The organism is Burkholderia mayonis (assembly GCF_001523745.2).
In the GTDB taxonomy this organism is placed as follows: domain Bacteria; phylum Pseudomonadota; class Gammaproteobacteria; order Burkholderiales; family Burkholderiaceae; genus Burkholderia; species Burkholderia mayonis.
In genome coordinates, this window is the sequence record NZ_CP013386.1 from 2,354,249 (window position 1) to 2,379,773 (window position 25,525).

Genomic DNA, 25,525 nt, shown 5'->3' on the forward strand with positions numbered 1-25,525 from the left:
GATTCGACTTCATGACTCAAGCCACGCCGCACATGCGGACCATCTCGCTCCGATACGCCGCGCTGCCGCCCGAACGGCGCGCCGCCTTCCGGCAACGGGTCGTCGCTCAGCAAATCGATCCCGCCACGCTGCCGATCGTGCCGATCGCGACCGCCGGCGACGACGCGCCGCTGTCGTTCGAACAGGAGCACCTGTGGTTCCTGTGGAAGCTGCAGCCGGACAATCCCGCCTACCACATGCCGGGCGCCATCGATCTCGACGGCGACCTCGATGTCGCCGCGCTCGCGGCTGCATTGCGCATCGTCTCGCAGCAGCACCAGAGCCTGCGCACCCGGTTCGTCCGGCAACCGGACGGCACGTTGCGCCAGACCGTCCGCGACGCGCCGCTGCCGGCACTCCGGCTGCACGACCTGCGCGGCGCTCCGCAGACGCTCGACGAAGCGCTACGGCACGCGGCCGTCGAGTCGTTCGATCTCGAATCCGGCCCCCCGCTGCGAGCCGACCTGTTCCAGGTCGACGACGCGCGGCACGTGCTGTTGCTGACGCTGCACCATGTCGTCACCGACGGGCATTCGATGACCGTGCTGATCGGGGCGCTCGTGCACGCGTATCGCGTCGCGACGAGCGGCGAGCCGGCGCGACCCGAGCCACCCGCGCTGCAGTTTCGCGACTGTGCGGCCTGGCAACGCGAATGGCTCGACGACGACGCGCTGCAGGTGCATCTCGACTACTGGCGCGCGCAACTGGGCACGAACACGCCGCCGTCGCCGCTGCCATTCGATCGGCCGCGACCGTCTCACGCCACCGGCGCCGGCGCACGCGTACAGCGCGACATCGATGCCGCGCGGCTTGCTCGCCTGCAAAGCCGGGCCGCCGCGCACGACGCGACGCTCTTCATGGCGCTGCTCGCTGCGTTCGGCGTGCTGCTGTACCGCTACAGCAGCGCGACCGACCTGCGCATCGGCGTGCCTTCGAGCGGGCGCGACGATGTCGGCACGGAAAACCTGATCGGATTTTTCGTCAACACGCTCGTCGTGCGTCAGCACGTGACCGGCACGCAGACATTCGACTCGCTGCTCGTGCACACGCGCCAGACGCTGCTCGACGCGCAAGCGCACCGCGCACTGCCGTTCGCGCGTCTCGTACAGGCGCTGCGCGCGTCGCGCACCGACGACGCGCCGCTCTTTCACGCGATGTTCAGCATGCAGCACAGCGACCGCGCGGCGCTCGCGCGGCTGCCCGGGCTGACGGTCGCTGCGCGGCCGGTCGAAACCGGCAGCGCGCAGTTCGACCTGTCGTTCAATCTCGTCGAGCACGCGCACGGCGCGCGACTGAACGTCATCTATGCCACCGAGCGCTTCGACGCGTCCACAATCGAACGGCTCGCCGATCACTACCTCGCGCTGCTCGCCCAACTGGCAAACGACATGACGCACCGCATCGCCGACCTGCAGGTCGGCGATGCGGTGCGAGCGCGGCCGGCCGCCGGGCTCGCGGACGGCGCGCCTCCGCCGCGCGACGTGCTGCAGCGGATTGCCGACCACGTGCGGCTGCGTCCCGACGCGCCCGCGGTCACCACCGACGCCGGCACGCTGACTTACCGCGAACTCGACAGCTGGTCGAACCGGATCGGCTCGCGAATCGTCGCGCAGCTTCCCGCGAACCGGAAGGCCGACGCGCACATCGGCCTGTGCACCGGCCGCTCCTCCGCCCTCGTCGCCGGGACGCTCGGCATCCTGAAGGCGGGCGCGGCCTACGTGCCGCTCGATCCGCGCTATCCCGCCGAGCGCCTGCACGATACGCTGCTCGACGCCGGCGTGCGCAGCATCGTCGCCGACGCCGAAGGCCTCGCCGCGCTGGGGGACTGGGCCGCCGCGCGCGGGATGACGATGATCGACGCCACCGCGCTGCAAGACGCGTGCGGCGCCGACGCCGCACCGCCGATGCCGCACGCCGCGCCGCATCCGGAGCAGCTCGCCTACATAATCTATACGTCCGGCTCGACCGGGCGCCCCAAGGGCGTGGGCATCACCCATGCCAATCTCGCGCGCCTGTTCGACAGCACGGCCGCGCACTTCCGCTTCGATGCGCAGGACGTGTGGACGCTGTTCCATTCGCACGCGTTCGATTTTTCCGTGTGGGAACTCTTCGGCGCGCTGGTCCACGGCGGGCGGCTGGTGGTCGTCCCGTACTGGACGACCCGCGATCCCGCCGCGATGCAGCGCCTGCTGCGCGAGCAGCGCGTGACGGTGCTGAACCAGACGCCGTCCGCGTTCGATGCGTTGATGAAGGCAGACCTCGATGCTCCCGAAACATTCGGCGACGTGCGCGTCGTCGTGTTCGGCGGCGAGCGGCTGGAGCCGGCCGCGCTCGCCGCGTGGCAGCACGCCCGCGGCGCCGGTGCGCCGGCACTCGTCAACATGTACGGCATCACCGAAACGACCGTACACGTCACGCATCGCGCGCTGCACAGCGACGATATTCACGGCGCGTCGAGTGCGGCGGCAAGCCCGATCGGCGACGCGCTCGGCGATCTTCAACTCCATCTGCTCGACGCGGATCTGAACCCGGTTCCGCCGGGCGCGACGGGAGAACTGTATGTCGGCGGCGCAGGGCTTGCACGCGGCTATCTGAATCGCGCGGCGCTCACCGCCGAGCGCTTCGTGCCCGATCCTTACGGCCGGTCCGGCGCGCGCCTCTATCGTTCCGGCGATCTCGCGCGACGGCTTGCGAACGGCGAGCTCCGTTATCTCGGACGTAACGATGCGCAAGCGAAGCTGCGCGGCTTCCGGATCGAACCCGGCGAGACGCGCGCGGCGCTGCTGAATCATCCGAACATCGCCGCGGCCGAAGTCGTGGTGCACGACCATCCGCGGCGCGGCGCGCAACTGGTCGCCTACCTGGTGGCGCGCCGCGCCATCGCAACGTTGCGGCGGGATGTGCGCGAGCACGCGGCCGCTCGCCTGCCCGCACATATGGTGCCGTCGGCCTATGTCGTGCTCGACGCGATGCCGCTGACGATCAACGGCAAGCTCGATCGCCGCGCGCTGCCCGTGCCGGACGACGCTGCTTTCGATGCGCCTGCCGGCGACGCCGCCACGCCGCTGACGGCGACCGGTCTCCGCCTCGCGGCCCTCTGGCGTGACGTACTGGGCGTCGATCGCGTCGAGGCCTGCGACGACTTCTTCGCACGCGGCGGCCATTCGCTGCTGGCCATTGCGCTCGGAGCACGCATCGAGCAGACGTTCGGCGTACGCCTGCCGCTGCGCGCGTTCTTCGATCATCCACGGCTCGATGCGCTGGCGGAGCGGATCGACGCGGCCGGCACGGTCACGCCGGCATCGCGGCAGCCGATCGCACGACGCGACGCATCGGAGACGCGCGTGCCGCTGTCGCATGCGCAGGAGCGTCTGTGGTTCCTCTGGCAGTATGACCCGCGCGATACCGCGTACACCATCACCTGCGCGGTCAATCTGCATGGCGCGCTCGATGCCGCGGCGCTGCGCCGGGCCTTCGACGCGCTGTCGATCCGGCACGAAGCGTTGCGCACGTCGTTCGGCGAGGAGAACGGTGTCGGTTATCAGCAGATTCACGCGCTGCCGCGTTTTGCATGGACCGAGCACGATCTGCGCGCGAATCCGGCGGACATGCGCGACGCCGCTGTCGCGACGCTGTGGCAGCAGGCCGCGCGCGCGCCGTTCGACCTGACGGACGGCCCGCTGCTGCGCGTCACGCTGACCCGCGCCGGCGACGCTCGTCACGTGCTGCACCTCGCGCTGCATCACATCATCGGCGACGGCGAATCGCTCGATCTGATGATCGACGAACTGGCCGTGCTGTATCGCACGGCGTGCACCGGCGGCGACCTGGCCGCCGCGCTGCCGGCGCCCGATGCGCAATACGGCGACTACGCATGCTGGCAGCGCCGCCATGCCGACAGCGCCGAACTCGCGAACCAGCTCGACTACTGGCGCGGGATGCTCGGGAACGACGACGCCGTGCTTGAACTGCCGCTCAGCCGGACCCGCGCCGCGCAGCGGCAACGCAGGCTCGGCCGCATCGTGCGCACGATCGACGCCGCGCGCCTACGGGCGCTGCGCGATCTCGCGGCGTCGCATCAGGCCAGTCTTTTCATCGTGATGCTGGCCGCTTTCGACGTGCTGCTGCAACGCTATGCCGGCCAGGACGGGATTCGCGTCGGCGTGCCGGTCACGGGCCGCACGCACGCCGACACCGGACGCACGGTCGGCTGCTTCGTGAACACGCTCGTCATGACGGCGAACGTCGGCGCCGCGGATACATTCGCTGCGCTGATCGCCCAGGTGCGGCAACGCGCGCTCGATGCGCAGGCGCATGCCGACCTGCCGTTCGCACGGCTCGTCGAGGCGCTGCAGCCGAATCGCGCGCTGAACACCTCCCCGCTGTTTCAGGTGATGTTCAATTACCAGCAGGCGGCGGATGTCGCCCAGCCGCTGCCCGGATTGCGCATCGAGCCGATGGCCGCGCAGGCGGATGCGGTGCAGTTCGACCTCAAGCTCGACGTGACAGGCGCGGCGGACCATGTCCGGCTGCATTTCGATTTCGCGGACGATCTTTTCGCGACGCGCATGATCGAGCAGATCGCTGACCATTTCGTCGAAACGCTGGATCGGGTGATCGCGACGCCGGGTATCGAGCTGCGTTCGCTAGCGCTGGGTGCGCCGGCGCGTACCGCCGTGCCGCTCGACGGCCATGCGTTCATGCCCATCGCGCAACGCATCGCCGACATGGCCGCGTCGCACCCCGGCCGGATCGCGCTCGTCGGCGAAGCCGACTCCCTGACCGGTCCCGAACTGCTCAACTGGGCTTCCGCCATCGCCGAGCGCCTGCGCGCCTATCGCGTGCAGCCCGATGCCTGCGTCGCCGTCTGCCTCGAGCGCACCCCCGCTCTCATCGCCGCCATGCTCGGCGTCTGGATGGCCGGCGCAGCCTATCTCCCGATCGATCCGGCCTATCCTCAAACCCGCATCGCCGCCATGCTCGCCGATGCCCGGGTCGCTCACGCCGTCATCGATCAGCATCCCGCCGCTTTCGACAAGCTCGCCGTCATCCATCCGTCCGCACTGCGCGGCGCAGCGGCCCATTCGCGTTTTACGTCTGCTCCGGTCCACCCCGACCAGCTCGCCTACGTCATCTACACCTCCGGCTCCACCGGACAACCCAAGGGCGTCGGCGTCACCCACGGCGCGCTCGATCGCCTCGTCGCCAGCATCGCCCGTCGGCCCGGCCTGCGCGACGACGATCTCTGGCTCAGCGAGTCCGCCCCCGTGTTCGACATCTCCGTGCTCGAGTTCTGTCTCCCCCTCGTGCGCGGCATTCCCGTCGAACTCGTCTCCGCCCACACCGCACGCGACGGCATCGCGCTCGCCCAGCGCCTCGACGCGTCCCGCGCCACCGTCTTCCAGGCCACCCCCTCCGGATGGCGCATGCTCGTCGAGGCCGGCTGGCGAAACGATCTCAACGTCGCTCATCCGCCGCTACTCGGCCTCAGCGGCGGCGAAGCCCTCCCCGACGATCTCGCCTCCGATCTCATCGCGCGCGGCGTGACCCTCTGGAACCTCTACGGGCCCACCGAAACCACCATCTATTCGGCCGGCGCACCCGTCCTCGACGGCCAGCCCATCACTCACGGCGATCCGCTGCCCCACACCGTGCTGCGCGTCTTCGACCAACACGGCCTCCCCGTCCCCGACGGCGGCCTCGGCGAACTCTGCATCGGCGGCGCCAACCTCGCCCGCGGCTATCTCGGCCGACCCGGCCTGACCGCCGAGCGCTTCGTCCCCGATCCCGACGGCCCCCCGGGCGCACGCCTGTACCGCACCGGCGACCTTTGCCGCCTGCGCGAAGACGGCCGCCCCGAGCCGCTCGGCCGCCTCGACCAGCAGATCAAGCTGCGCGGCTTCCGCATCGAGCCCGGCGAGATCGAAACCGCGCTGCGCGCCTGCGACGGCGTGAAGAATGCCGCCGTCTCGCTGCACGGCGAAGCGCCGCGGCAGCAACTCGTCGGCTACGTGACCGGCAATGCCGATAGCGCCGCGCTTCGCGCACAACTAGCCGACACGCTGCCCGCCCACATGCTGCCGTCGGCCATCGTCACGCTCGACGCTTTCCCGCTCACGCCCAGCGGCAAACTCGACCGCCGCGCGCTGCCCCACCCCGCCTGGCAGGACGACGACACTCCCGCCGTCGCCCCGCGCTCGCCGTGCGAAGCCGCCCTGCTCGACATCTGGCAGTCCGTCCTCGGCCACCCCGTCGCCAGCGTCCACATCAACTTCTTCCAGGCCGGCGGCGACTCGATCCTGAGCCTGCAGCTGATCTCGCGACTGCGCAGCGCGGGCTGGCATCTGACGCCCAGGCAGATCTTCGAGCACCCGACGATCGCGCAGCAAGCACAATTGATGACGGCGCGTCGCAGCGGCACGCCCGATGCGATCGAGCGGCACGACCTGCTGCCGCTGACGCCGATCCAGGCGGCTTTCTTCGCGAAACATCCCGACGGTGAATCGCACTGGAACCAGTCGGTCCTGCTCGATGCGGCCGGCCCGCTCGACGTTGCGCGCCTGGATGCCGCGCTGGCCGCGCTGGTCCGGCGCCACGACGCGTTGCGGCTGCGTTTCGTGCGCGACGACACCGGCTGGCGCCAGCGCGTGATCGAGCACGAAGATGCGCCGCTGCTGCAGTCCGTCTCCATCGGCCCGGCCGACTGGGAGCACGCGCTGGCAAGCGGCGGCGCGGCAATCCAGCAAAGTCTCGACATCGAGCACGGCCCGTTGCTGCGCGCCGCCTGGTTCGAAGCGGGCCCGCGTCGCCGCCTGCTGATCGCGATCCACCATCTCGCGGTCGACGGCGTGTCATGGCGCGTGCTGCTCGACGACCTGCGCGCGCTGTACGCCGGCGCGCCGCTCCCCGCGATCACGATGCCGTGGAGCGCATGGGTGGCCGCACAGAATGGTGGCGCGAACCACGAACAGGCCGAAACGGACTACTGGACCCGGACACTGCGCGACGCGCGGCACGCCTGGCGCGACACCGTCGCACCCGCAGCCGACCGCCGCCTCTCGGCCAGCCGCACGATCACCACGGCACTCGACGCCGATACGACGCGACGCCTGCTGCAGCATACGTCGCACGCGTATCGAACCCGTCCGGACGACCTGTTGCTGGCCGCGCTCGCGCACACGCTGCGCGAGTCGTCCGACATCGGCGCCGACGACGCGCCGATCCTGATCGAGCTCGAGGCGCACGGCCGCAGCACGCCGCTCGACGACTGCGATCTCGACCGCACGGTAGGCTGGTTCACGGTGCAGCATCCGTTTGCGCTGCCGCACGCGACGACGCAGACCGCCACGCTGATCGCCGTCAAGGAGTCGCTTCGCGCCGTGCCGGCGCACGGTTTCAATTTCGGCCGCCTCCGCTCGGCCGGCCGCCTGCCGGCAAGCGCCGATGCATGGCGCCACGCGCAGGTGCGCTTCAACTATCTCGGGCAGTTCGACCAGGCGCTTGCCGCGGCCGCGAACGGCGCGCCGGACGAACCGCGCCTGCGCTTTTCTGCAGACTTCGCCGGTGCGCCGATCGCCGGTCACGACACGATGGATCATCGGCTCGACCTCACCGCCGTCGTGGTGGACGGCGCGCTCGACCTGCACTGGCGCTTCAGTCCCGGCCTGCTGGCGCCGGCGTATGTCGAGCGGATCGCGTCGCAGGCCGCGCAGACGCTGCGCGCACTGATCGACCATTGCGCCGCGGCGCCTGCCGGCGCCACCGCCGCCGATTTCCCGCTCGCGCGCTTGCGTCAGGACACGCTCGACGCGATGCGGCTGCCGCTCGGCGACATCGAGGACATCTATCCCGCCACGCCGCTGCAGCAAGGGTTGCTGTTTCACAGCCTGCTGAACAAGGGCGCCGGGATGTACGTCAACCAGTTGCGCCTGACGATCGACGGCGCGCTCGACTCGCAGGCATTGCGCCTCGCATGGCAGGACATGCTCGACCGTCACCCGGTCCTGCGCACGCACTTCGAACTCGGCCAGGAAAGCGGGCCGCTGCAGGTCGTGCATCGCCATGTCGAGCTTCCTTTCGCGGCGCACGATTTCAGCGAGGCCGGCGCCGATTACGATGCCCGGCTCGCCGCGTGGCTCGCATCGGACGTGCGCGCCGACTTCGAGCCGGGCGCGGCGCCACTGATGCGCGTCACCCTGTTCGCGCGGCCCGACGGCGCGCACGATCTCGTGTGGACAAGCCATCACGCACTGCTCGACGGCTGGAGCAGCGCGCAATTGCTGGCCGCGCTCTGCGCCGCCTATCGCGTCCGCGCGGGCGGCGCAGAGCCGCCTGCGGACACGGCCGCCGCCACGCCGTACCGCGATTACGTCCGGTGGCTGATGCACGACGCGGCCGCGCGCGACCATGCCGGCTGGTGGCGATCGCTCGCGGCCGACGCCGACGAAGCGGCGCTGCTCGCGCCGGCGCTCGCGCGCCCGCGTTCGCCGCGGCCCGGCTCGCACGATACGTCGACCCGGCTCGACGACACGCTGCACGCGCGCTTGCTGCAGGCGGCGCAACGCGCGCAGGTCACGCTGAATACGCTGATGCAGGGCGCGTGGGCGATTCTCGTCGCACGATACGGCGGGCGGCGCCGGGCGGCGATCGGCGTGACCGTGTCCGGGCGCCCGGCGGACCTGCCCGGCGTCGAGCGCATGACCGGCCTCTTCATCAACAGCGTGCCGCTGTGGGTCGATGTTCCCGCCGGCACGCCGGCGACGGACTGGCTGCGCGGCCTGCAGGCGCTCAACCACGCGCTGCGCGAGCACGAGCACACGCCGATCACGCGCATCCAGCAATGGACCGGCCGCAGCGGCGACAACCTGTTCGACACGCTGTTCGTGTTCGAGAACTATCCGCTCGACCAGATCGCCGGCGCGGACGACGACGGCCTGTCCATTCGCAGCGTGCTGAGCGCGGACCGCACCCATTACCCGCTGACGCTCGCGGTGCTGCCCCGCACCCGGCTCGACCTGCAATGGTCGTGGGACGGCGAATGCTTCGAGCGCGCAACGGTCGACGCGCTCGCGGCGGATTACGCGCGGATCCTCACGCAACTGGCGGACGCCGTGACGGAACGCGCAACCGCATCCGACGGCCGCGCCGCCGTGCTCGGCGACATTGCGCTATCGGGCGGCGCGCTCGATTCGCAGCCGCAGCGCGTCTACGACTTCTCGCCGGTGATGCCGCGCTTCGCCGCTTGCGCGGCACGGCAGCCCGATGCCGTCGCGATCGCCTGCCGCGGCGAAACACTCGGCTACGGCGAGCTCGATGCATGGAGCGACCAGCTCGGCTGGCAACTGCATTGCGCCGGCGTGCGCGCCGACGAGCGCGTCGGCGTATGCGTGACGCGCGGCGTCGGCCTGCCCGCCGCGCTGTTCGGCATCTGGAAAGCGGGCGGCGCGTACGTGCCGCTCGATCCCGTGTATCCGCCCGAACGCCTGCGCGACATGCTCGACGACGCCGGCGTGCACCACGTCGTCGCCGACGATGCGTGCATCCGCCAGTTGGGCGGATGGTTCGCCGGGCGCCGCGTGATCCGGGTCGAACGCGACGCGAGAGCCGCGCCGGCGCCCGCCGGCTGGCAGCCGCGGATCGAACCCGGTCAGCTCGCGTACGTGATCTACACGTCCGGATCGACCGGCAAGCCGAAGGGTGTCGCGCTCAGCCATCGCGCGCTGAGCCTGCACCTCGCGGATTTCCAGTCGGTCTATGCGATCGGCGCACAGGATGTCGTGCTGCAATCGTCGACGATCAATTTCGACGTCGCACTGCACGAATTGCTGCCCGCCCTGCTGCAGGGCGGACGAGTCGAGATGCGCGGCCCCGACGCATGGGACATCGACTCGCTCAATGCGACGCTCGTCGGCGCCGGCATCACGTTCGCCCGCATCCCCACATCGCTGTGGCGTCAATGGCAGCTCGCCGCGCCGCCCGCCGATGCACTCGCGGCGTTGCGGCAGATCACCGTCGGCGGCGAAGCGCTCGCCGGGGACGCACTCGCGCGCTGGCAAGCGGGGCCGCTCGCCGGCATCCGTCTCGACAACCTGTACGGCCCCACCGAGACCGCCGTCGCCGCTCTGCATCACCGCACCGGCCCGGCCGACGCGACGCACGTGATCGTGCCGATCGGGCGCCCCTACCCGGGGCGCGGCGTCGCGCTGCTCGACGAAGCCGGCCTGCGCGTACCGCATGGAGGAATCGGCGAGCTGTGCATCAGCGGCGACTGTCTCGCGCGCGGCTACCTCGGCCGCGCGGCGCTGACGGCAGCGCAGTTCGTGCCGGACCCGGACGGCCCGCCCGGTTCGCGCCTCTATCGAACCGGCGATCTTTGCCGCCTGGACGCGGACGGCACAGCGCAGTTCCTCGGCCGGATCGACCAGCAGATCAAGCTGCGCGGCCAGCGCATCGAGCCCGGCGAAATCGAGGCGACGCTGCGGCAGTGCACAGGCGTGACGGACGCGCTCGTCGCGCTCGATGGCGAACGCGAGCGCGAGCGCCTGGTCGCGTACGTCGTGGGCGACGCCGCCCCCGCGTCGCTGGCGCACGCGCTGCGCGCCCGGCTGCCGGAAGCCTGGGTGCCGACTGCCTTCGTCACGCTCGACCGGCTGCCGCTGCTGCCGAACGGCAAGCTCGACCGCCGCGCGCTGCCCGCGCCCGAATCCGCTGCGGACGCGCAGCCGGTGGCGCCCCGCGATCCGGTCGAGCAGGCCATCGCCGACGTCTGGCAGGACGTGCTGGGCGTGTCGACGGTATCCGTGCACCACAACTTCTACGAACTCGGCGGGCATTCGCTGCTCGCAGTGCAGATCGCCGCGCGACTCACGCGCACGCTGCAGCGGCCGGTCGCGCTAGCGGCCGTGCTCGCGCAGCCCACGGTCGCGCGGCTGGCCGCGCACCTGGCCGACGCCGCCGATGCCGACGCGCATGCGCGGCAGGCACACGCCGCGCAGCGCGACACGATGAAACAGCTGCTGGCCGAACTGGATTGAGACCCCCATGCTCGCCGACGCAAGACAAGACAATCTCGACATCGCGCAACGCTATGCCGCGCTGCCCGCCGACAAGCGCGCACGCTTCAAGGCGCGACTGCGCGAGCATGGCATCGACGGCTCGGTTCTGCCGATCGTGCCGCTCGCCGAACGCCCCGCCCACGCGCCGCTGTCGCACGCGCAGGAGCGCCTGTGGTTCATGTGGCGGCTCGATCCCGCCAGCAGCGCGTACAACATCGTCCGCGCGCTGCGAATCGACGGGCCACTCGACGTCACAGCGCTCGACGCGGCGCTCGCCGCGCTCGTCGAGCGCCACGAAGCGCTGCGCACTGCGTTCGGCGAAGCGGGCGGCGTGCCGTTTCAGCACGTACGCACGGTCGACGGTGGGCCGCGCGCGGTCTATCGGGACCTGCGCGCGGCAGCCTCGCCTGAAGAGCACGACGCCTGCAGCGAAGCGCTCCGCGCGCACCTGCGGCTGACCGCGTCGGCCCCGTTCGATCTCGAACACGATCCGCTGATGCGTTTCGAGGTGCTGCGCATCGGCGCGCAATCGCACGTCGTGCAGATCGTGATTCACCACATCGTGTCCGATGCGTGGTCGATGGGGCTGCTGATCCGCGAGTTCGTGTCGCTGTACGGTGCAGCGCAGCGGCAGGACGCGCCGCCGCCGGCCCCGGCTGCGCTGCAGTACCGCGACGTCGCATCGTGGGAACGCGAGTGGGTCGACCGCAACGCGCTGGCCCGGCATCTGTCGTACTGGTCCGCGCAACTGGCCGGGCCGGCGCCGGTGCTGTCGCTGCCGGCGGACCGGCCCCGGCCTGCGGCACGCGACGGCCGCGGCGCTCGCGTGGCGGTCGATCTCGATCCGGCGCTCGCCGCCGGACTGCGGCGCCTCGCGAGCCGCAACGACGCTACGCTCTTCATGACGCTGCTGCATGCGTTCAACCTGCTGCTGCACCGCTACAGCGGCGAAACCGACATCTGGGTCGGCGTGCCGGTGGCCGGACGCGAGCGCGCCGAGACGCATGCGGTGATGGGCTTCTTCGTCAACACGCTGGTGATCCGCAGCCGCCTCGCGCCGGCACGGTCCCTGCAGCAGCAGTTGCGGACACTGCGCGACACCGTGCTCGACGCCCAGGCTCACTCCGACCTGCCGTTCGCGCAACTGCTGGACGCGCTGCAAACCGATCGCGATCTGTCGCAAGCGCCGCTGTTCCAAGTGATGTTCAATTTCGACTACGCCGATCCGGCCGCCCGCGTCGAGCTGCCGGGCCTCCGCGCGACGCCGGTGGACAGCGACGCCGGCACCGTGCGCTTCGATCTCACGCTCAACATCGTCGAGGCGGCGGATAGCCTGCGGGCCGTATTCAGCTACGCGTGCGACATGTTCGACGTAGCCACCGTCGAGCGGCTGGCCCGCGACTATCGCGCCGTGCTCGCACAGCTCGCCGGGCATCCGGAGCAATTGCCGGGCGACATCGCGCTATCCGGCGCGGCCCTGTCGTCGCAGCCCCTGCGCCGCGAACCGTTCGAGCCCGTCGTGCCGCGCATCCTCGCGCGCGCCGCGTCGCGCCCCGATGCGATCGCGGTGTATTGCGGCGAAACGCGGTTGACTTATCGCGAGCTCGACGCCTGGAGCAACCGGATCGCGCGCAGGCTCAAGCGCGCGGGCATCGGCCCGGACGCCCGGGTCGGCGTCTGCATGACGCGCTCCGCCGCGCTGCCAGCGGCCCTGCTGGCGGTCTGGAAGGCCGGCGGCGCATACGTGCCGCTCGATCCGGATTATCCGCGCGAGCGGCTGCGGGACATGCTCGACGATGCAGACATCCGCGCGGTCGTCGTCGATCGCGAATGCGGCGCGCAGCTCGGGGAATTGCTGGCCGGCCGCACGCAGGTCGACGTCGGCGACGTCGCTCACGAAGACGCGACGGGATGGGACGAATCCGTGCATCCGCGCCAGCTCGCATACGTGCTGTACACGTCCGGGTCGACCGGCCGCCCCAAGGGCGTCGCGCTCGATCACGAGGCGCTCAGCCTGCATCTGCGCGACTTCTGCGGCACCTACCGCATCGGCGCGGACGACATCATGCTGCAATCGTCGACGATCAATTTCGACGTCGCGCTGCACGAACTGCTGCCGGCGCTGCTCGCCGGCGGCGCAGTCCGCATGCGCGGGCCGCAGGCCTGGACGCTCGATACGCTGAACGCGACGCTCGTCGACGGCGGCGTCACCTTCGCGCGAATTCCGACCGCGCTCTGGCAACAGTGGCAGCGCCATGCGCCGCCGCCCGCGGCGCTGCATGCGCTGCGCCAGATCACGGTGGGCGGCGAAGCGCTGCCCCGCGACGAACTCGGGCGCTGGCACCATGGGCCGCTGCGGCATATCGCACTCGACAATCTGTACGGTCCCACCGAAACGGCCATCGCCGCGTTACGGCATGCGACTGCCGCCTTCGACGCGGACCGAGCGGTCGTGCCGATCGGGCGCCCCTTCCCCGAGCGCGGCGCCGTCGTGCTCGATCCCGACGGCAACCGGATGCCCCACGGCGGCGCGGGCGAGCTGTGCATCACGGGCGCATGCGTCGCACGCGGCTACCTCGGCCGCGCGTCGCCGACGGCCGAGCGGTTCGTGCCGGATCCGGAAGGGCCGCCCGGCGCGCGGCTCTACCGCAGCGGCGACCTGTGCCGGGTGGGCAACGACGGCGCCATCCTGTTTCTCGGGCGCCTCGATCAGCAGGTCAAGCTGCGCGGCCAGCGCATCGAGCTCGGCGAAATCGAGTCGGCGCTGCGCGCTGACGCGAACGTCGCGGAAGCCGCCGTCGCACTGCATACGGACGGCTTGCAGCAACGGCTGGTCGCCTACGTCGTCGCCGCCACGGGCACCGGCGCCGATACGTTGCGCGCGGCGCTGGCCGGGCGCCTTCCTGCGTTCATGGTGCCGGCCGCCTTCGTCCTGCTCGATCGACTGCCGGTCATGGCGAACGGCAAGCTCGACCGGCGCGCGCTGCTGGCGCCCAAGCCCGCGTCCGCCGCCGGCGCCGGTGCCGCGTGCGTCGCGCCGCGCAACCGGCGCGAGCAAACGTTGCTGGCAATCTGGGAACAGGTGCTCGGTTGCGAGATCGGCGACGTTCACGCCAATTTCTTTGCGGCGGGCGGCGATTCGATCCTGAGCCTGCAGTTGCTGTCGCGCGCCCGGGATGCCGGCCTGTTGCTCACGCCCAAGCAGGTATTCGAGCATCCGAGCGTCGCGCAGATGGCGCAGGTCGCCCGCGATATCGACGACGACGCCGTGCCCGCGGCCGCCGAGCGGCACGACGCGCAGCCGCTCGCGCCGATCCAGGCAACCTTCTTCGACAAGCACCCCGACGGTCTCGCACACTGGAACCAGGCCGTGCTGCTGGAAGTGCGCGACGAACTGGATCCCGCGGCGCTCGAGACCACGCTGCGCCGGCTGGTCACGCGCCACGACGCGCTCCGATTGCGCTTCGAACGCACAGACGCCGCATCGCTCTCGTCGCCGGCCGCGCAGCACTGGAGACAACGCGTCGCACCGGAAGAACCGGCCACGCTGCTGCGGCATGTCCGGCTCGAACCGGACACATGGGAAACCGGGCTGGCGGCCGCAGGCGCCGTGCTGCACCGCAGCCTCGACCTCCGGCACGGACCGCTGCTGCGCGCGGCGTACGTCGATGCCGGCGTCGTCCGGCGGCTGCTGATCGTCGTCCATCACCTTGTTGTCGACGGCGTCTCGTGGCGCATTCTGCTCGAAGAATTGCAGGCGCTCCATGCACGCCCGGACGATGCGCTGCCGCCCGTCACGACGCCCTGGAGCGAATGGGTGTCCCGCCAGCCGCACCATGCGCAGCAGGCCGAGCGCCTGTGGGAACTCGCGTGGTGGCAGCGCATGCTGCACGGCGCGAGCGCCGCGCTTCCGCTCGAAGGCGACGGTGACCGGCGCCTGTCGAAAAGCCGGGTCGTGACCGTCGCGTTGCCGAAGCAAGCCACACGCGCGCTTCTGCGACGCGGCGCGCGCCCGGACGACGCACGCACCGAGGAATTGCTGCTGGCCGCGCTGGCCGAGACGCTGGGACCGTGGGCCGGCGCATCGCGCCTGCTGATCGACCTCGAGGGCCACGGTCGCGAAGACCTGATCGACGGCATCGACCTAAGCCGCACGATCGGCTGGTTCACGACCCAGTATCCGCTTGCGCTGCCGCATCACGGCGACGCCGCGCGCACGCTGTCGTCCGTGCGCGACCTGTTGCGCGCGGTGCCGGACAAGGGGTTTTCGTGGGGATCGCTGCTGCGCTTCGGCGACGACGCGAGCCGCGCGACGCTGGCCGCGCTGCCGGCGCCGTCGCTGCGCTTCAACTATCTCGGCCGATTCGACCAGACACTGCCGGCGAACGGGCGTTTCCGCTTCTCCGGCGAGCATGCCGGCCCGCAAACCGACGATCGCGACACAATGGACCATGCGCTCGATATCGGCGCGCTCGTGTCGTCGGATCGGCTGAACGTACATTGGCGATACAGCCCGGGGGTGTTGAGCGAGGCAACCGTTGCGCGGCTGGCGAACCGGTTCGAAGCGGTACTCCTCGATCTGATCGGCCGTGACGCGACGCAACCGGCGGAGAGCGGCCGCCGCGATGCGCCGACTCCGGCGCCGGCTGACGTATCGCCCGTCACGCTGCCAGACAGCCAGGGAGACGCCGAATCTGCCGACGATGCGGACCGCGCAGTCTTCGCTCTGTGGCGACAGCGCGTACGGCTCGAAATCGCGCTCGGCGCGCTCGCCCGCAGCCGGTTCGCGCCGCCGCGAAAGATCGCGTCGGGGCCGGAGCGCCGCTTCGGCCCGCTGCCGGCAGGCATTGTTCCGCTGAACGACCTGGGCGCGCCGCACGCGGTGTTCTGCATTCACGCTGGACACGGCCTCGTGGCCGAATACCGTTCGCTTGCCCGGGCGCTGAACGGGCGGGCGACGTTTTTCGGCCTGCAGGCCCCCGGGCTCGGCGACCCGCGCTGGCGCGCGGCGGACTTCGACGACTTGGCGGCCGACTATGTCGCCCGCATCCGCGACGTGCAGCCAGACGGCCCGTATCGCTTGCTCGGCTGGTCGTTCGGCGCCCGGGTGCTGGTGTCGATGGTCGAGCGCCTGGAGCGCGACGCACAGCAGGTCGCACTGGCCGGCCTGATCGACGCACTGCCCGATCGCGACGCGGACGACAACGTACAGGACGAAGTCCGCGCTCTGCGCACGTGGATCGCACGACACGCCGCGCTCGGCCTCCATGCCGCCGAGCGCGCGCTATTCGAAGCGGCATGCGACGTGATTCTCGAGCACGGCCGCCTCGCCGATACGTTCCGGATGCCGGCGCTGCGCACGCCGCTCGCGCTGTGGTGGTCGACCGAATCGGTGGAAAGCGGCAAGCCGCGCGACTGGGCGGCGCGCATCGGCACGACCGAAACCGTGCTGGCCGAAGTGCCGGCGGGACACACGAGCATCATGCATCACCCGATGCTGCTCGACAGCGTGCGCGGACTGTTCGAATGAGCGGCACCGCATCGCCGCCGCTGCGCGCGCCCGGTGCCCGGCGCGCGTCACACCGCCGCCGGTTCGCGGAACTGCTGCCGGAACTGCTGCGGCGTACTGCCGAACGCGCGCTTGAACATCACGGTGAAGGTGCGCACGTCCGCATAGCCCAGTTCCTCCGCGACCTGCGCCGCGGAATGACCGATCGCGAGCCGCGACATCGCTTCCGCGAGCCGCAGTTGCTCGCGCCACTTCCCGAAGCTCATCGCGGTTTCCTGCCGAAACAGCCGCGCGACCGTGCGCGAACTGGCGCCGACCCGCTCGGCCCAGCGCTCCAGCGTATCGGCGCTGGCGGGCTGCGCGATCAGGTTTTCGCAGATCTGCCGCAGTCGCGCGTGGGCCGGCAACGGCAGGCGCACGGTCGACGGCTCGTCCTTCGCATCCTGCAGCAGCCGCAGGATCAGCGGCACGATGAGCGCGGTGCGGCTTTCCTCCACGTCGTCGGAATCGGTGTCAAACAGGCCGAGGATCGACGCGCGCAGCAGATCCCCGACGGGGATCACCCGGCACGCCTGCTTTTGCAGCGCCAGCACGTCCGGATCGATGTACAGCGTGCGCATCGCGACTTGTCCGACCATATGCAATTCGTGCTCGACTTGCGAACCGATCAGCAACGCATTGCCGGGCGTCAGCATCCAGAGGCCGAACGGCGTGACGACGCGCACGATGCCGCTCGTCGCGTAGACGAGCTGCGCACGATAGTGCACGTGCGCGATTTCATGGGTGCCGTCGGCGTAGTCGATCGCCTGCGCGATCACCTTCCTCGCAGCGAATCCGTCGCCGAAGGTCTGCAACATGGGTTTGGCCATGACCTGATCAGTTACAAATTTCGAAACAATGCATTGAATCAGACAAAAATGTCCATCTTTATGCCAATGTTGTCCTGACTGACAACAAGAGCCCGGATTATAGTGGCAATTGGTCTGATTCAGGACCACGCGCTTCGCGTTCCGTTGTCCCCCCCACTCGTTTTGAATTCCTGCCGACGGCCGATCAGAGCCCGGGCAGTGCAGCACCCGAGAAGTTATTACGAATCATTCGCACCATTATTCACTAACGACTGAAGGAAGCTACATGACGACCGGGGTGTACAGAGCCGTTGCGCTGAACAACGCGTTATTGATCTGCTTGCTGGGCGGCATCTCCGCCGCGCACGCGCAGACGCCGTCGAACGATGCGTCGTCGAACGGCGGGCAATTGCCGACCATTTCCGTGACGGGTCAGCGCCCCGCATCGCGCACCGGCGACGCCGGCGGCTACGTGCCGATCACCGCCGTGACCGCGACCAAGACGGACACGCCGCTCATCGAGACGCCGCAGTCCGTGTCGGTCGTCACGAACGACCAGATGACCGCCCAGGGCGCGCGCAGCGTCGCCGAAGCCTTGCGCTACACCGCGAGCGTGCTGCCGGAAATCCGCGGCGACTCCACGGCCGGCGCGCCGTACCTGTACAGCCGCGGTTTCGTGCTCGAACAGTTCCTCGACGGCACGCGCCTGCCGAGCGACACCGGGTTCGGCTACGCGATCCCGAACTTCGATCCGTACGGGCTCGAGCGCATCGACGTGCTGCACGGCCCGTCGTCGGTGCTCTACGGGCAGGCCAACCCCGGCGGCATCGCGAACCTGGTCAGCAAGCGACCGACAACGACGCCGATCCACGAAGTGTTCTTCACGACCGGCAGCCATAATCGCGCCGAGCTCGGCTTCGACCTCGGCGGCGCACTGACGCCGGACGGCAAGCTGTCGTACCGCCTGACCGGCGTCGGGCTCGACGCGGATACGCAGGTCAACGGCGTTAAGCAGCAGCGCATCTACATCGCCCCCGCCGTGACGTGGAAACCGGACGAAAACACCACGCTCACCGTGCTCGCGAAATATCAACGCGATCCGAGCGTCGGCTACTACAACTACGTGCCGGCGGTCGGCAGCGTGCTATTCAACCCGAACGGCAGGATTTCGAGCCATACGAACGTCGGCGACCCCGATTTCGACCACCACACGCGCACCCAGTATTCGGTCGGCTACGAGTTCGAGCATCGCTTCGATCCCATCTGGACGTTCCGCCAGAACTTGCGCTACACGGTCGTGAGCGACGATTTCGCGAACGTCTTCCCATTCTCGAACGGCTATGTCGCCGGGTCGAACACCACCGTCAACCGGTATGCGTTCAGAAACGAGGAAACCGGCAAGTTCTTCAACATCGACAACCAGGTCCAGGCCAAATTCGCGACCGGGCCGCTGTCGCATACCGTCCTGTTCGGCTTCGACTTCCAGCGCGTGCTGTACAACGAGACCGTCGGATCGAATTTCGCCGAGCCGTCGCTGAACCTGTTCAACCCGGTGTATCTGCCGATCGCTGCCCCCAACACCACGTCCGACGACATGGAGCGCATGAAACAGTTCGGCGTCTATGCGCAGGACCAGATCGCGTACGGAAAGTGGCGCGTCCTGCTGGGCGTGCGCGAGGACTGGGCATCGTCCGAAGACAACAATCCGCTGCAGGGCTACGACGTCACGCAATCGTCGCGTGCATTCACCTGGCGGACCGGTGTCGTCTATCTGTTCGACAACGGCATCGCTCCGTATGCGAGCTATGCGAAATCGTTCGATCCGCAGATCGGCCTGACCTATGCGGGCGGGCCGCTGCGCCCGCGTACCGCGGAGCAGTATGAAATCGGCGTCAAGTACCAGCCGCCTGGCTACAACAGCTTCGTGACCGCAGCGCTGTTCGATCTGCGCGAACGCAACGTCGCCAGCAGCGATCCGGACCACTTCGGCTACAGCGTCCAGATCGGCCAGGTGCGTGCGCGCGGGCTCGAGCTCGAAGGCCATGCGAGCCTGACCGACAACCTCGACGTTGCCGCGTCGTACACGTACCTGAACGACGTCAGCACCGACACCAACCTGACCGGCACGACGCTCGCCGGCGCGACGGTTTCGCTGCAGGGGCTGCAGACGTGGGGCATTCCGCGTCACGTGGCATCCGCATGGCTCGACTACACGCTGCACGGCGGCGCGTTCCGCGGCCTCGGCTTCGGCGGCGGGCTGCGCTACATCGGCGGGAGCTACGACGAGACGAACACGATCCATGTAGGCTCGCGCACGCTGGTCGACGCGACCGTCCACTACGACACAGGCAAGCACTGGCTGTTCTCGCTGAACGGCAAGAACCTGTTCAACCGCACCTACGTGGCATCGTGCCAGACCGGCGGCATCTGCAACTACGGCGATGGCGTGGAAGTCCTCGCCACGGCCCGCTATCGCTGGTAACCGCGGAGGGATGAACGTGCTGACCGACATGATCCGGCAGTCATGCGAACGACAACCGGCCGAGCATGCGACGCCGGCCGGTTGCGCGGCCGCGCCTGCGCTGTATCGGCTCGACGGCGTATCGTTCAGAGCCGACGGCCGGGTCCTGTTGCAGCCGCTCGACCTGTCGCTGCCCACTGGGCGGATGATCGCGCTGATCGGTCACAACGGCTCGGGCAAGAGCACGCTGCTCAAGCTGCTCGCCCGCCAGCAGCGGCCGTCGGGCGGCTCGCTGCAACTGCACGGCGCCGACCTCGCCACGTGGGCAGCGCGCGACTTCGCGCGGCAGGTCGCCTACCTGCCGCAGAATCCGCCGCTCGACACCGGCATGACGGCGCGTGAGCTGGTGGCGCTCGGCCGCTATCCGTGGCGCGGTCCGCTCGGCCGCCTGCGCGCAGACGATCATGCGAGGATCGACGAAGCAATGCGCGTCACCGACACGCTGCGTTTCGCCGACACGCTCGCCGATCACCTGTCGGGCGGCGAGCGCCAGCGCGTCTGGCTCGCGATGCTGGTCGCGCAATGCGCGTCGTGCCTGCTGCTCGACGAACCGACGTCGGCACTCGACATCGCACATCAGATCGAGGTGCTGCGGCTGCTGCGCGAGCTGACCGACCGCCAGCGCCTGACCGTCGTCATCGTGCTGCACGACATCAATCTGGCCGCCCGCTTCTGCGACGAACTCGTCGCGCTGCACAGCGGCCGGCTGCTCACGAGCGGCACGCCCGCCGAGCTGATGCGGGGCGACGTGCTCGAATCGATCTACGGCCTTCCGATGGACATCGTCGTGCACCCGCATAGCGGCAGCCGGCTCGGCGTGGCGCGCTGACATGCGGCGTCGCCCCTTCCTGCAATCCGCGATGCTCGCGTCGCTGTTCGCCACCGGACTGCCGGCGACGCGAGCCGCGGCGCCGGCCCGCGCGCCCCGGCTCGTCGTGCTCGACTGGGGGCTCGTGGAGACGCTGCTTGCACTGGGCGTCATACCCGCCGGCGTCGCCGAGATCGGCGCGTACAACGACAGTGTGGTCACGCCGCGCGTGCCCGCCCATGTACCCGACGTCGGACTGCGCCTCGCGCCGAGCCTCGAACTGCTCCAGCAGCTCGCGCCCGACCTGATCCTGATCAATTCGAGCCAGGAATCGCAGCGCGCGATGCTCGAACGCATCGCGCCGGTGCGCGCTTTCGCGGTGTATACGGATGCCGGCGCGCCGTACCGCCATTCGGAAAACGTCACGCTGCAACTGGCCGCACTGTGCGACCGCGCGAGCGCCGGACAGGCGCTGGTCGACGCGACCGCGCGCACGATCGCACAGGACAGCGCGCGTATCGCCGCGTACCGGCGCGCGATGCGGCCGCACGATGCATCGCGGCCGCTCTACCTGATACGTTTCTTCGACGGTCGTCATATCGGCATCTACGGCGCGCGCAGCCTGTTCCAAGACGTGATGGACGCACTCGGCGTCGCCAACGCGTGGCGCGGCCCGACCGACTACTGGGGCATCGGCGTGGCCGGCATCGAGCAGCTCGCCGCCACGCCCGACGCGAACGTGCTGTTCTTCGATCCGCTGCCCGCCGGCGTCGCGCGCACGCTCGCGGCGAATCGGCTGTGGCGCGCGCTGCCCGCGGTCCGCGCCGGACGCGTCGCGCCGCTGCCGCCGTTCTGGGGCTTCGGCATGCTGCCGTCGGCCGCCCGCTTCTCCCGCCTGCTGACTGCGTCGTTCAAGCAGGCAGGCACGCCGGACGCGCGGAGCAGGACATGAACATCGCCAGCCTGCGCGCCTCGCGCATTCCATCGGGTTCGTGGCTGCCGCCGCTGTGCACGGCGATCGCACTGACGATCGCCGTCGCGCTCAGCATCGTCAGCCTGTCGGCCCTGCTGCCGCCCGCGCTCTGGTGGCGCGCGCTGTGGTCGCCGGATGCGCGCGACCTTCACCAGATCGTCGTTCACGACAGCTGGTTGCCGCGCCTGCTCGTGAGCTGGCTGTGCGGCGCCGTGCTGGGGCTCGCCGGCACGGTCTTCCAGCAGGTCCTGCGCAATCCGCTCGCCGAGCCGATGACCCTCGGCGTGTCCGCCGGCGCGCAGCTCGCGCTGACCGTGGCGACGCTGTGGGCGCCCGTTCTGCTCGATGCATCGCAATGGATCGCCTTCGGCGGCGCGCTGCTCGCCGCGCTGATCGTGTTCGGCCTGTCCTGGCGCAGCGGCCTCGCACCAGCCGGCGTCGCGGTCGCGGGGCTCGTGGTCACGCTGTATTGCGGTTCGATCGGCGTCGCGTTGCAACTGTTCTACGCGCCCTACCTGCGCGGCTTGTTCATCTGGGGCGGCGGTTCGCTCGTCCAGCAGGACTGGAGCAACGTGGCACTGCTCGCGTCGCGTCTCGCGATCGGCGGCCTGTTCGCGTTCCTGCTGCTGAAGCCCATGACGCTGTTCGGGCTCGACGACGCCAACGCGCGCGGCCTCGGCCTGCCGCTGCAGCGCATGCGGCTGGCGGCGCTGGCGCTGGCGGTGGCGCTGAGCGCGGCGGTCGTGGGCGCTGTCGGCGTGATCGGCTTCGTCGGCCTCGCGGCGCCCGCGCTCGCGCAGATGTCCGGGGCACGGCGCCTGCCGAAGCGCCTGGTGATCGCGCCGCTTTATGGCGCGCTGCTGCTCTGGCTCGCGGATCAGGCCGTGCAGCAGCTTTCCGGCGTCATGGGCGACCTGATTCCGACCGGCGCGGCGACGGCGCTGTTCGGCGCACCACTGATGCTGCTGCTTCTCGCCCGCCTTCATCGCGCCACACGGCTACCCGCTCGCAACACGGATGCGAGCCGCGCTCGCATCGTCGACGCCTCGACGCTGCGCCGACGCGCGCTCGGGCTCGTGCTGCTGACGATCGCGGCAGGCGTGCTGGCGCTGGACTTCGGTCGCGACGCGTACGGCTGGCATTTCAGTGCGCTTGCCGAACTGTCCCGCGTCGCCGTCTGGCGCGTGCCGCGCGCCGTCGCCGCGGCGGCGGCCGGTGCGATGCTCGCGGTCGCCGGCACGCTGATGCAGCGCCTGACCGGCAACCCGCTCGCGAGCCCCGACGTGCTCGGCGTGAGCGGCGGCGCGGCGCTCGGCCTGATCGTGCTCGTGGTCGGCGGCTACGACACCGGGCACGCCGCGCGCATCGCCGCGACGGCAGCCGGCGCGTTGACCGCCCTGCTCTCGATCCTGTGGTTTTCGCAGCGCTCGCGGTTTGCGCCCGACCGCGTGCTGCTCGCCGGCATCGCCATCGGCGCACTGTTCCAGGCAGTCGTCGCCGTCGCGATCGCGAGCGGCGGCGAGCGCGCGACCGCGCTGCTGCAATGGCTGGCCGGCTCGACCTATACGATCACGCCCGGCGACGCGATGCACGCCGCCGCACTGACCATCGCGTTGTGCGCGCTGGCGCCGCTGTGCGATCGCTGGCTGCAGATCCTGCCGCTCGGCGACGCGTCGGCGCGCGCGCTTGGCGTCGCCACGCGCGGCGCCCGCTTCGTGCTGCTGATGCTCGTCGCCCTGCTGACCGCCGCCGCCACGCTGGTCGTCGGGCCGCTGTCGTTCGTCGGCCTGACTGCGCCTCACTTCGCGCACCTGCTGGGTGCGCGCCGGCCGGGCCAGCAGGCGCTGCTGGCCGCGCTGATCGGCATGTTGATCGTCGTCGTTTCCGACTGGCTGGGCCGCGCGCTGCTGATGCCGCGCGAGTTGCCCGCCGGCCTCGTCGCGACGCTGATCGGCGCCCCTTATCTGATGTGGCTGCTCAGCCGGCGCCGCTAAATCCGGAACCCGAGAGAAACGAGGAACATTCGATGCTTGCAGAACTTTTCGGACTGCTCAAACGACTCTGGCCAATCAGCGCGCTCGCCACCACCATGGGCGCGGCGAGCGGCATCGCGACCGCAGCGCTGCTTGCCGTCACCAACCGTTCGCTGCACGACGACACCGCCTCCCTGCCCGCGCTGCTGTGGGGCTTCACCGGTCTGTGCGCGCTCGCGCTCGTCGGCGAGATCGTCTCGGACATCGGCAACAACCTCGTCGGCCAGCGCGTGATTGCGGCACTACGCCGGGATCTGTGCGAGAAGATCATCGCCGCGCCGGTCAGCCAGATCGAACAGTTCCGCACGCATCGGCTCGTCACCGCGTTGAACCAGGACATCGACACGATCAGTGCTTTCGCCTTCCTGTTCTCCAGCCTGGCGATCGCGACCGCGACGATTATCGGATGCCTCGGCTACCTGTTCTTCCTGTCGCCCACGATGCTGCTCGTCGCGCTGGTCGCGATCGCGTTCGGCTCGATCGTGCAGGCACTGGCCCGACGCGTCGGCATCCGCCGCTTCGGCGCGGCGCGCGATGCGGAAGACCGCTTGCAGAAGCACTATCGCTCGATCACGGACGGCGCGAAGGAGTTGCGCCTGAACAGCCCGCGCCGCCGCTTCGTGTACGGACACGAACTGTCGGGCACGATCGACGCGATCAGCCGTCTGCGGGTTCGCGCCGCCAACGTATTCGTCAGTGCGAACGCGTTCGGCTCGCTGCTGTTCTTCTTCGTCGTCGGCCTGATGCTCGCATTGCAGCGCTGGTCGCCCGACGCCGACCGGGCGGTCGTGACCGGCTTCGTGCTGGTACTGCTGTACATGAAAGGGCCAATCCAGGAGATCGTCGCGGCCCTGCCGTCGATCGGACGCGCGCAGGTCGCGTTCCAGCGCATCACGGACTTGTCTGCCCGCTTCTCGACCCGCGAACCGTCGCTCGTCGATGGCAACCCGGCGGCCGATACCGCGCTGCGCAACGGTGCATTCGGCACCCTCTCGCTCACCGATGCCCATTACCGCTTCGCACAGCCGCAAGACGAGCGCGACACACCGGTTCATGGCGGCGGCGGATTCGAGCTCGGGCCGCTCAGCCTGACGATCGAGCGCGGCGAAACGCTCTTCATCGTCGGCGAGAACGGCTGCGGCAAGACAACGCTGATCAAGCTGCTGCTCGGTCTTTACCGGCCCGACGCCGGGCAATTGCGGCTCGACGGAAAACCCGTGGGCGACGAGCAACTTGACGCGTATCGCCAGCTGTTCTCGGCTGTGTTCTCGGACTACTATCTGTTCGACACGCTGCTGCCCGGCGAAGCCGACATCACCGCCGAGGCGCAACGCTATCTGGAGCGCCTCGGAATCGCTCACAAAGTCGCCATCCGCGACGGCGCATTCTCCACCACGGATCTGTCGACGGGCCAGCGTAAACGGCTCGCGCTGGTGCACGCCTATCTCGAACGCCGCCCCGTGATGGTGCTCGACGAATGGGCGGCCGACCAGGACCCGACGTTCCGGCGCATTTTCTACACAGAGATCCTGCCGGACCTGAAACGCCAGGGCAAAACGCTGATCGTGATCTCCCACGACGACCGCTATTTCGGCGCCGCCGATCGCTACATCCGTCTCGACGAAGGTCGCATCGTCGAGGAAGTCCGGCTGCAGCGCGTCGAACCTGCCGCGCCTGCGGCCGCACGCGTGTCCTGACGATCTTCCGCCTCATCGGCACGTTACCCCGACCGTAAAGAAT

Annotated in this window: 8 protein-coding genes; 7 read left to right on the top strand and 1 reads right to left on the bottom strand. The window is 69.8% G+C overall.

The window, feature by feature from the left end; translation table 11 throughout:
* Positions 1-11: 11 nt before the first annotated feature.
* A complete protein-coding gene (locus WS70_RS11470; protein ID WP_082722354.1) occupies positions 12-11,072 on the top strand; it encodes a non-ribosomal peptide synthetase in 11,061 nt (3,686 codons plus the stop codon).
* A 7-nt stretch (positions 11,073-11,079) separates the two neighbouring features.
* Positions 11,080-16,623 (top strand): non-ribosomal peptide synthetase, encoded by a 5,544-nt coding sequence (locus WS70_RS11475; protein WP_059597839.1) that lies wholly within the window; start codon positions 11,080-11,082, stop codon positions 16,621-16,623.
* A gap of 47 nt (positions 16,624-16,670) precedes the next feature.
* Here WS70_RS11475 and WS70_RS11480 read toward each other — a convergent pair whose 3' ends face one another.
* Positions 16,671-17,471: an AraC family transcriptional regulator gene (locus tag WS70_RS11480; RefSeq protein ID WP_082716592.1), complete on the bottom strand. Its 801-nt coding sequence runs from the start codon at positions 17,469-17,471 to the stop codon at positions 16,671-16,673.
* Between the two features lie 265 nt (positions 17,472-17,736).
* Here WS70_RS11480 and WS70_RS11485 point away from each other — a divergent pair, with 265 nt between their 5' ends.
* The 5 genes from WS70_RS11485 to WS70_RS11505 are packed head-to-tail and all read left to right on the top strand — an operon-like array spanning position 17,737 to position 25,482.
* Positions 17,737-19,932 carry a TonB-dependent siderophore receptor gene (locus WS70_RS11485; protein ID WP_059597840.1) on the top strand — a complete coding sequence of 732 codons (2,196 nt, stop codon included), beginning with the start codon at positions 17,737-17,739 and terminating at the stop codon, positions 19,930-19,932.
* A gap of 10 nt (positions 19,933-19,942) precedes the next feature.
* Complete coding sequence (locus WS70_RS11490; protein ID WP_203235979.1) at positions 19,943-20,800, top strand: ABC transporter ATP-binding protein; 858 nt, start codon at positions 19,943-19,945, stop codon at positions 20,798-20,800.
* A gap of 1 nt (position 20,801) precedes the next feature.
* Positions 20,802-21,731, top strand: a complete 930-nt coding sequence (locus WS70_RS11495; RefSeq protein WP_059597841.1) for an ABC transporter substrate-binding protein — start codon at positions 20,802-20,804, stop codon at positions 21,729-21,731.
* Positions 21,728-23,746, top strand: a complete 2,019-nt coding sequence (gene fhuB / locus WS70_RS11500; protein WP_082722355.1) for a Fe(3+)-hydroxamate ABC transporter permease FhuB — start codon at positions 21,728-21,730, stop codon at positions 23,744-23,746. Before WS70_RS11495 ends, fhuB begins: the two co-directional genes overlap by 4 nt.
* A gap of 32 nt (positions 23,747-23,778) precedes the next feature.
* Positions 23,779-25,482 (top strand): cyclic peptide export ABC transporter, encoded by a 1,704-nt coding sequence (locus WS70_RS11505; RefSeq protein ID WP_059597842.1) that lies wholly within the window; start codon positions 23,779-23,781, stop codon positions 25,480-25,482.
* The last annotated feature ends 43 nt before the right edge of the window (positions 25,483-25,525 follow it).

What these genes read in the sequence shown, in the direction of transcription:
- WS70_RS11480 (WP_082716592.1), bottom strand. Translation starts at nt 17,471, where the DNA reads ATGGCCAAACCCATGTTGCAGACCTTCGGCGACGGATTCGCTGCGAGG.
- WS70_RS11505 (WP_059597842.1), top strand. Translation starts at nt 23,779, where the DNA reads ATGCTTGCAGAACTTTTCGGACTGCTCAAACGACTCTGGCCAATCAGC.
- WS70_RS11475 (WP_059597839.1), top strand. Translation starts at nt 11,080, where the DNA reads ATGCTCGCCGACGCAAGACAAGACAATCTCGACATCGCGCAACGCTAT.
- WS70_RS11490 (WP_203235979.1), top strand. Translation starts at nt 19,943, where the DNA reads ATGAACGTGCTGACCGACATGATCCGGCAGTCATGCGAACGACAACCG.
- WS70_RS11495 (WP_059597841.1), top strand. Translation starts at nt 20,802, where the DNA reads ATGCGGCGTCGCCCCTTCCTGCAATCCGCGATGCTCGCGTCGCTGTTC.
- WS70_RS11470 (WP_082722354.1), top strand. Translation starts at nt 12, where the DNA reads ATGACTCAAGCCACGCCGCACATGCGGACCATCTCGCTCCGATACGCC.
- fhuB (WP_082722355.1), top strand. Translation starts at nt 21,728, where the DNA reads ATGAACATCGCCAGCCTGCGCGCCTCGCGCATTCCATCGGGTTCGTGG.
- WS70_RS11485 (WP_059597840.1), top strand. Translation starts at nt 17,737, where the DNA reads ATGACGACCGGGGTGTACAGAGCCGTTGCGCTGAACAACGCGTTATTG.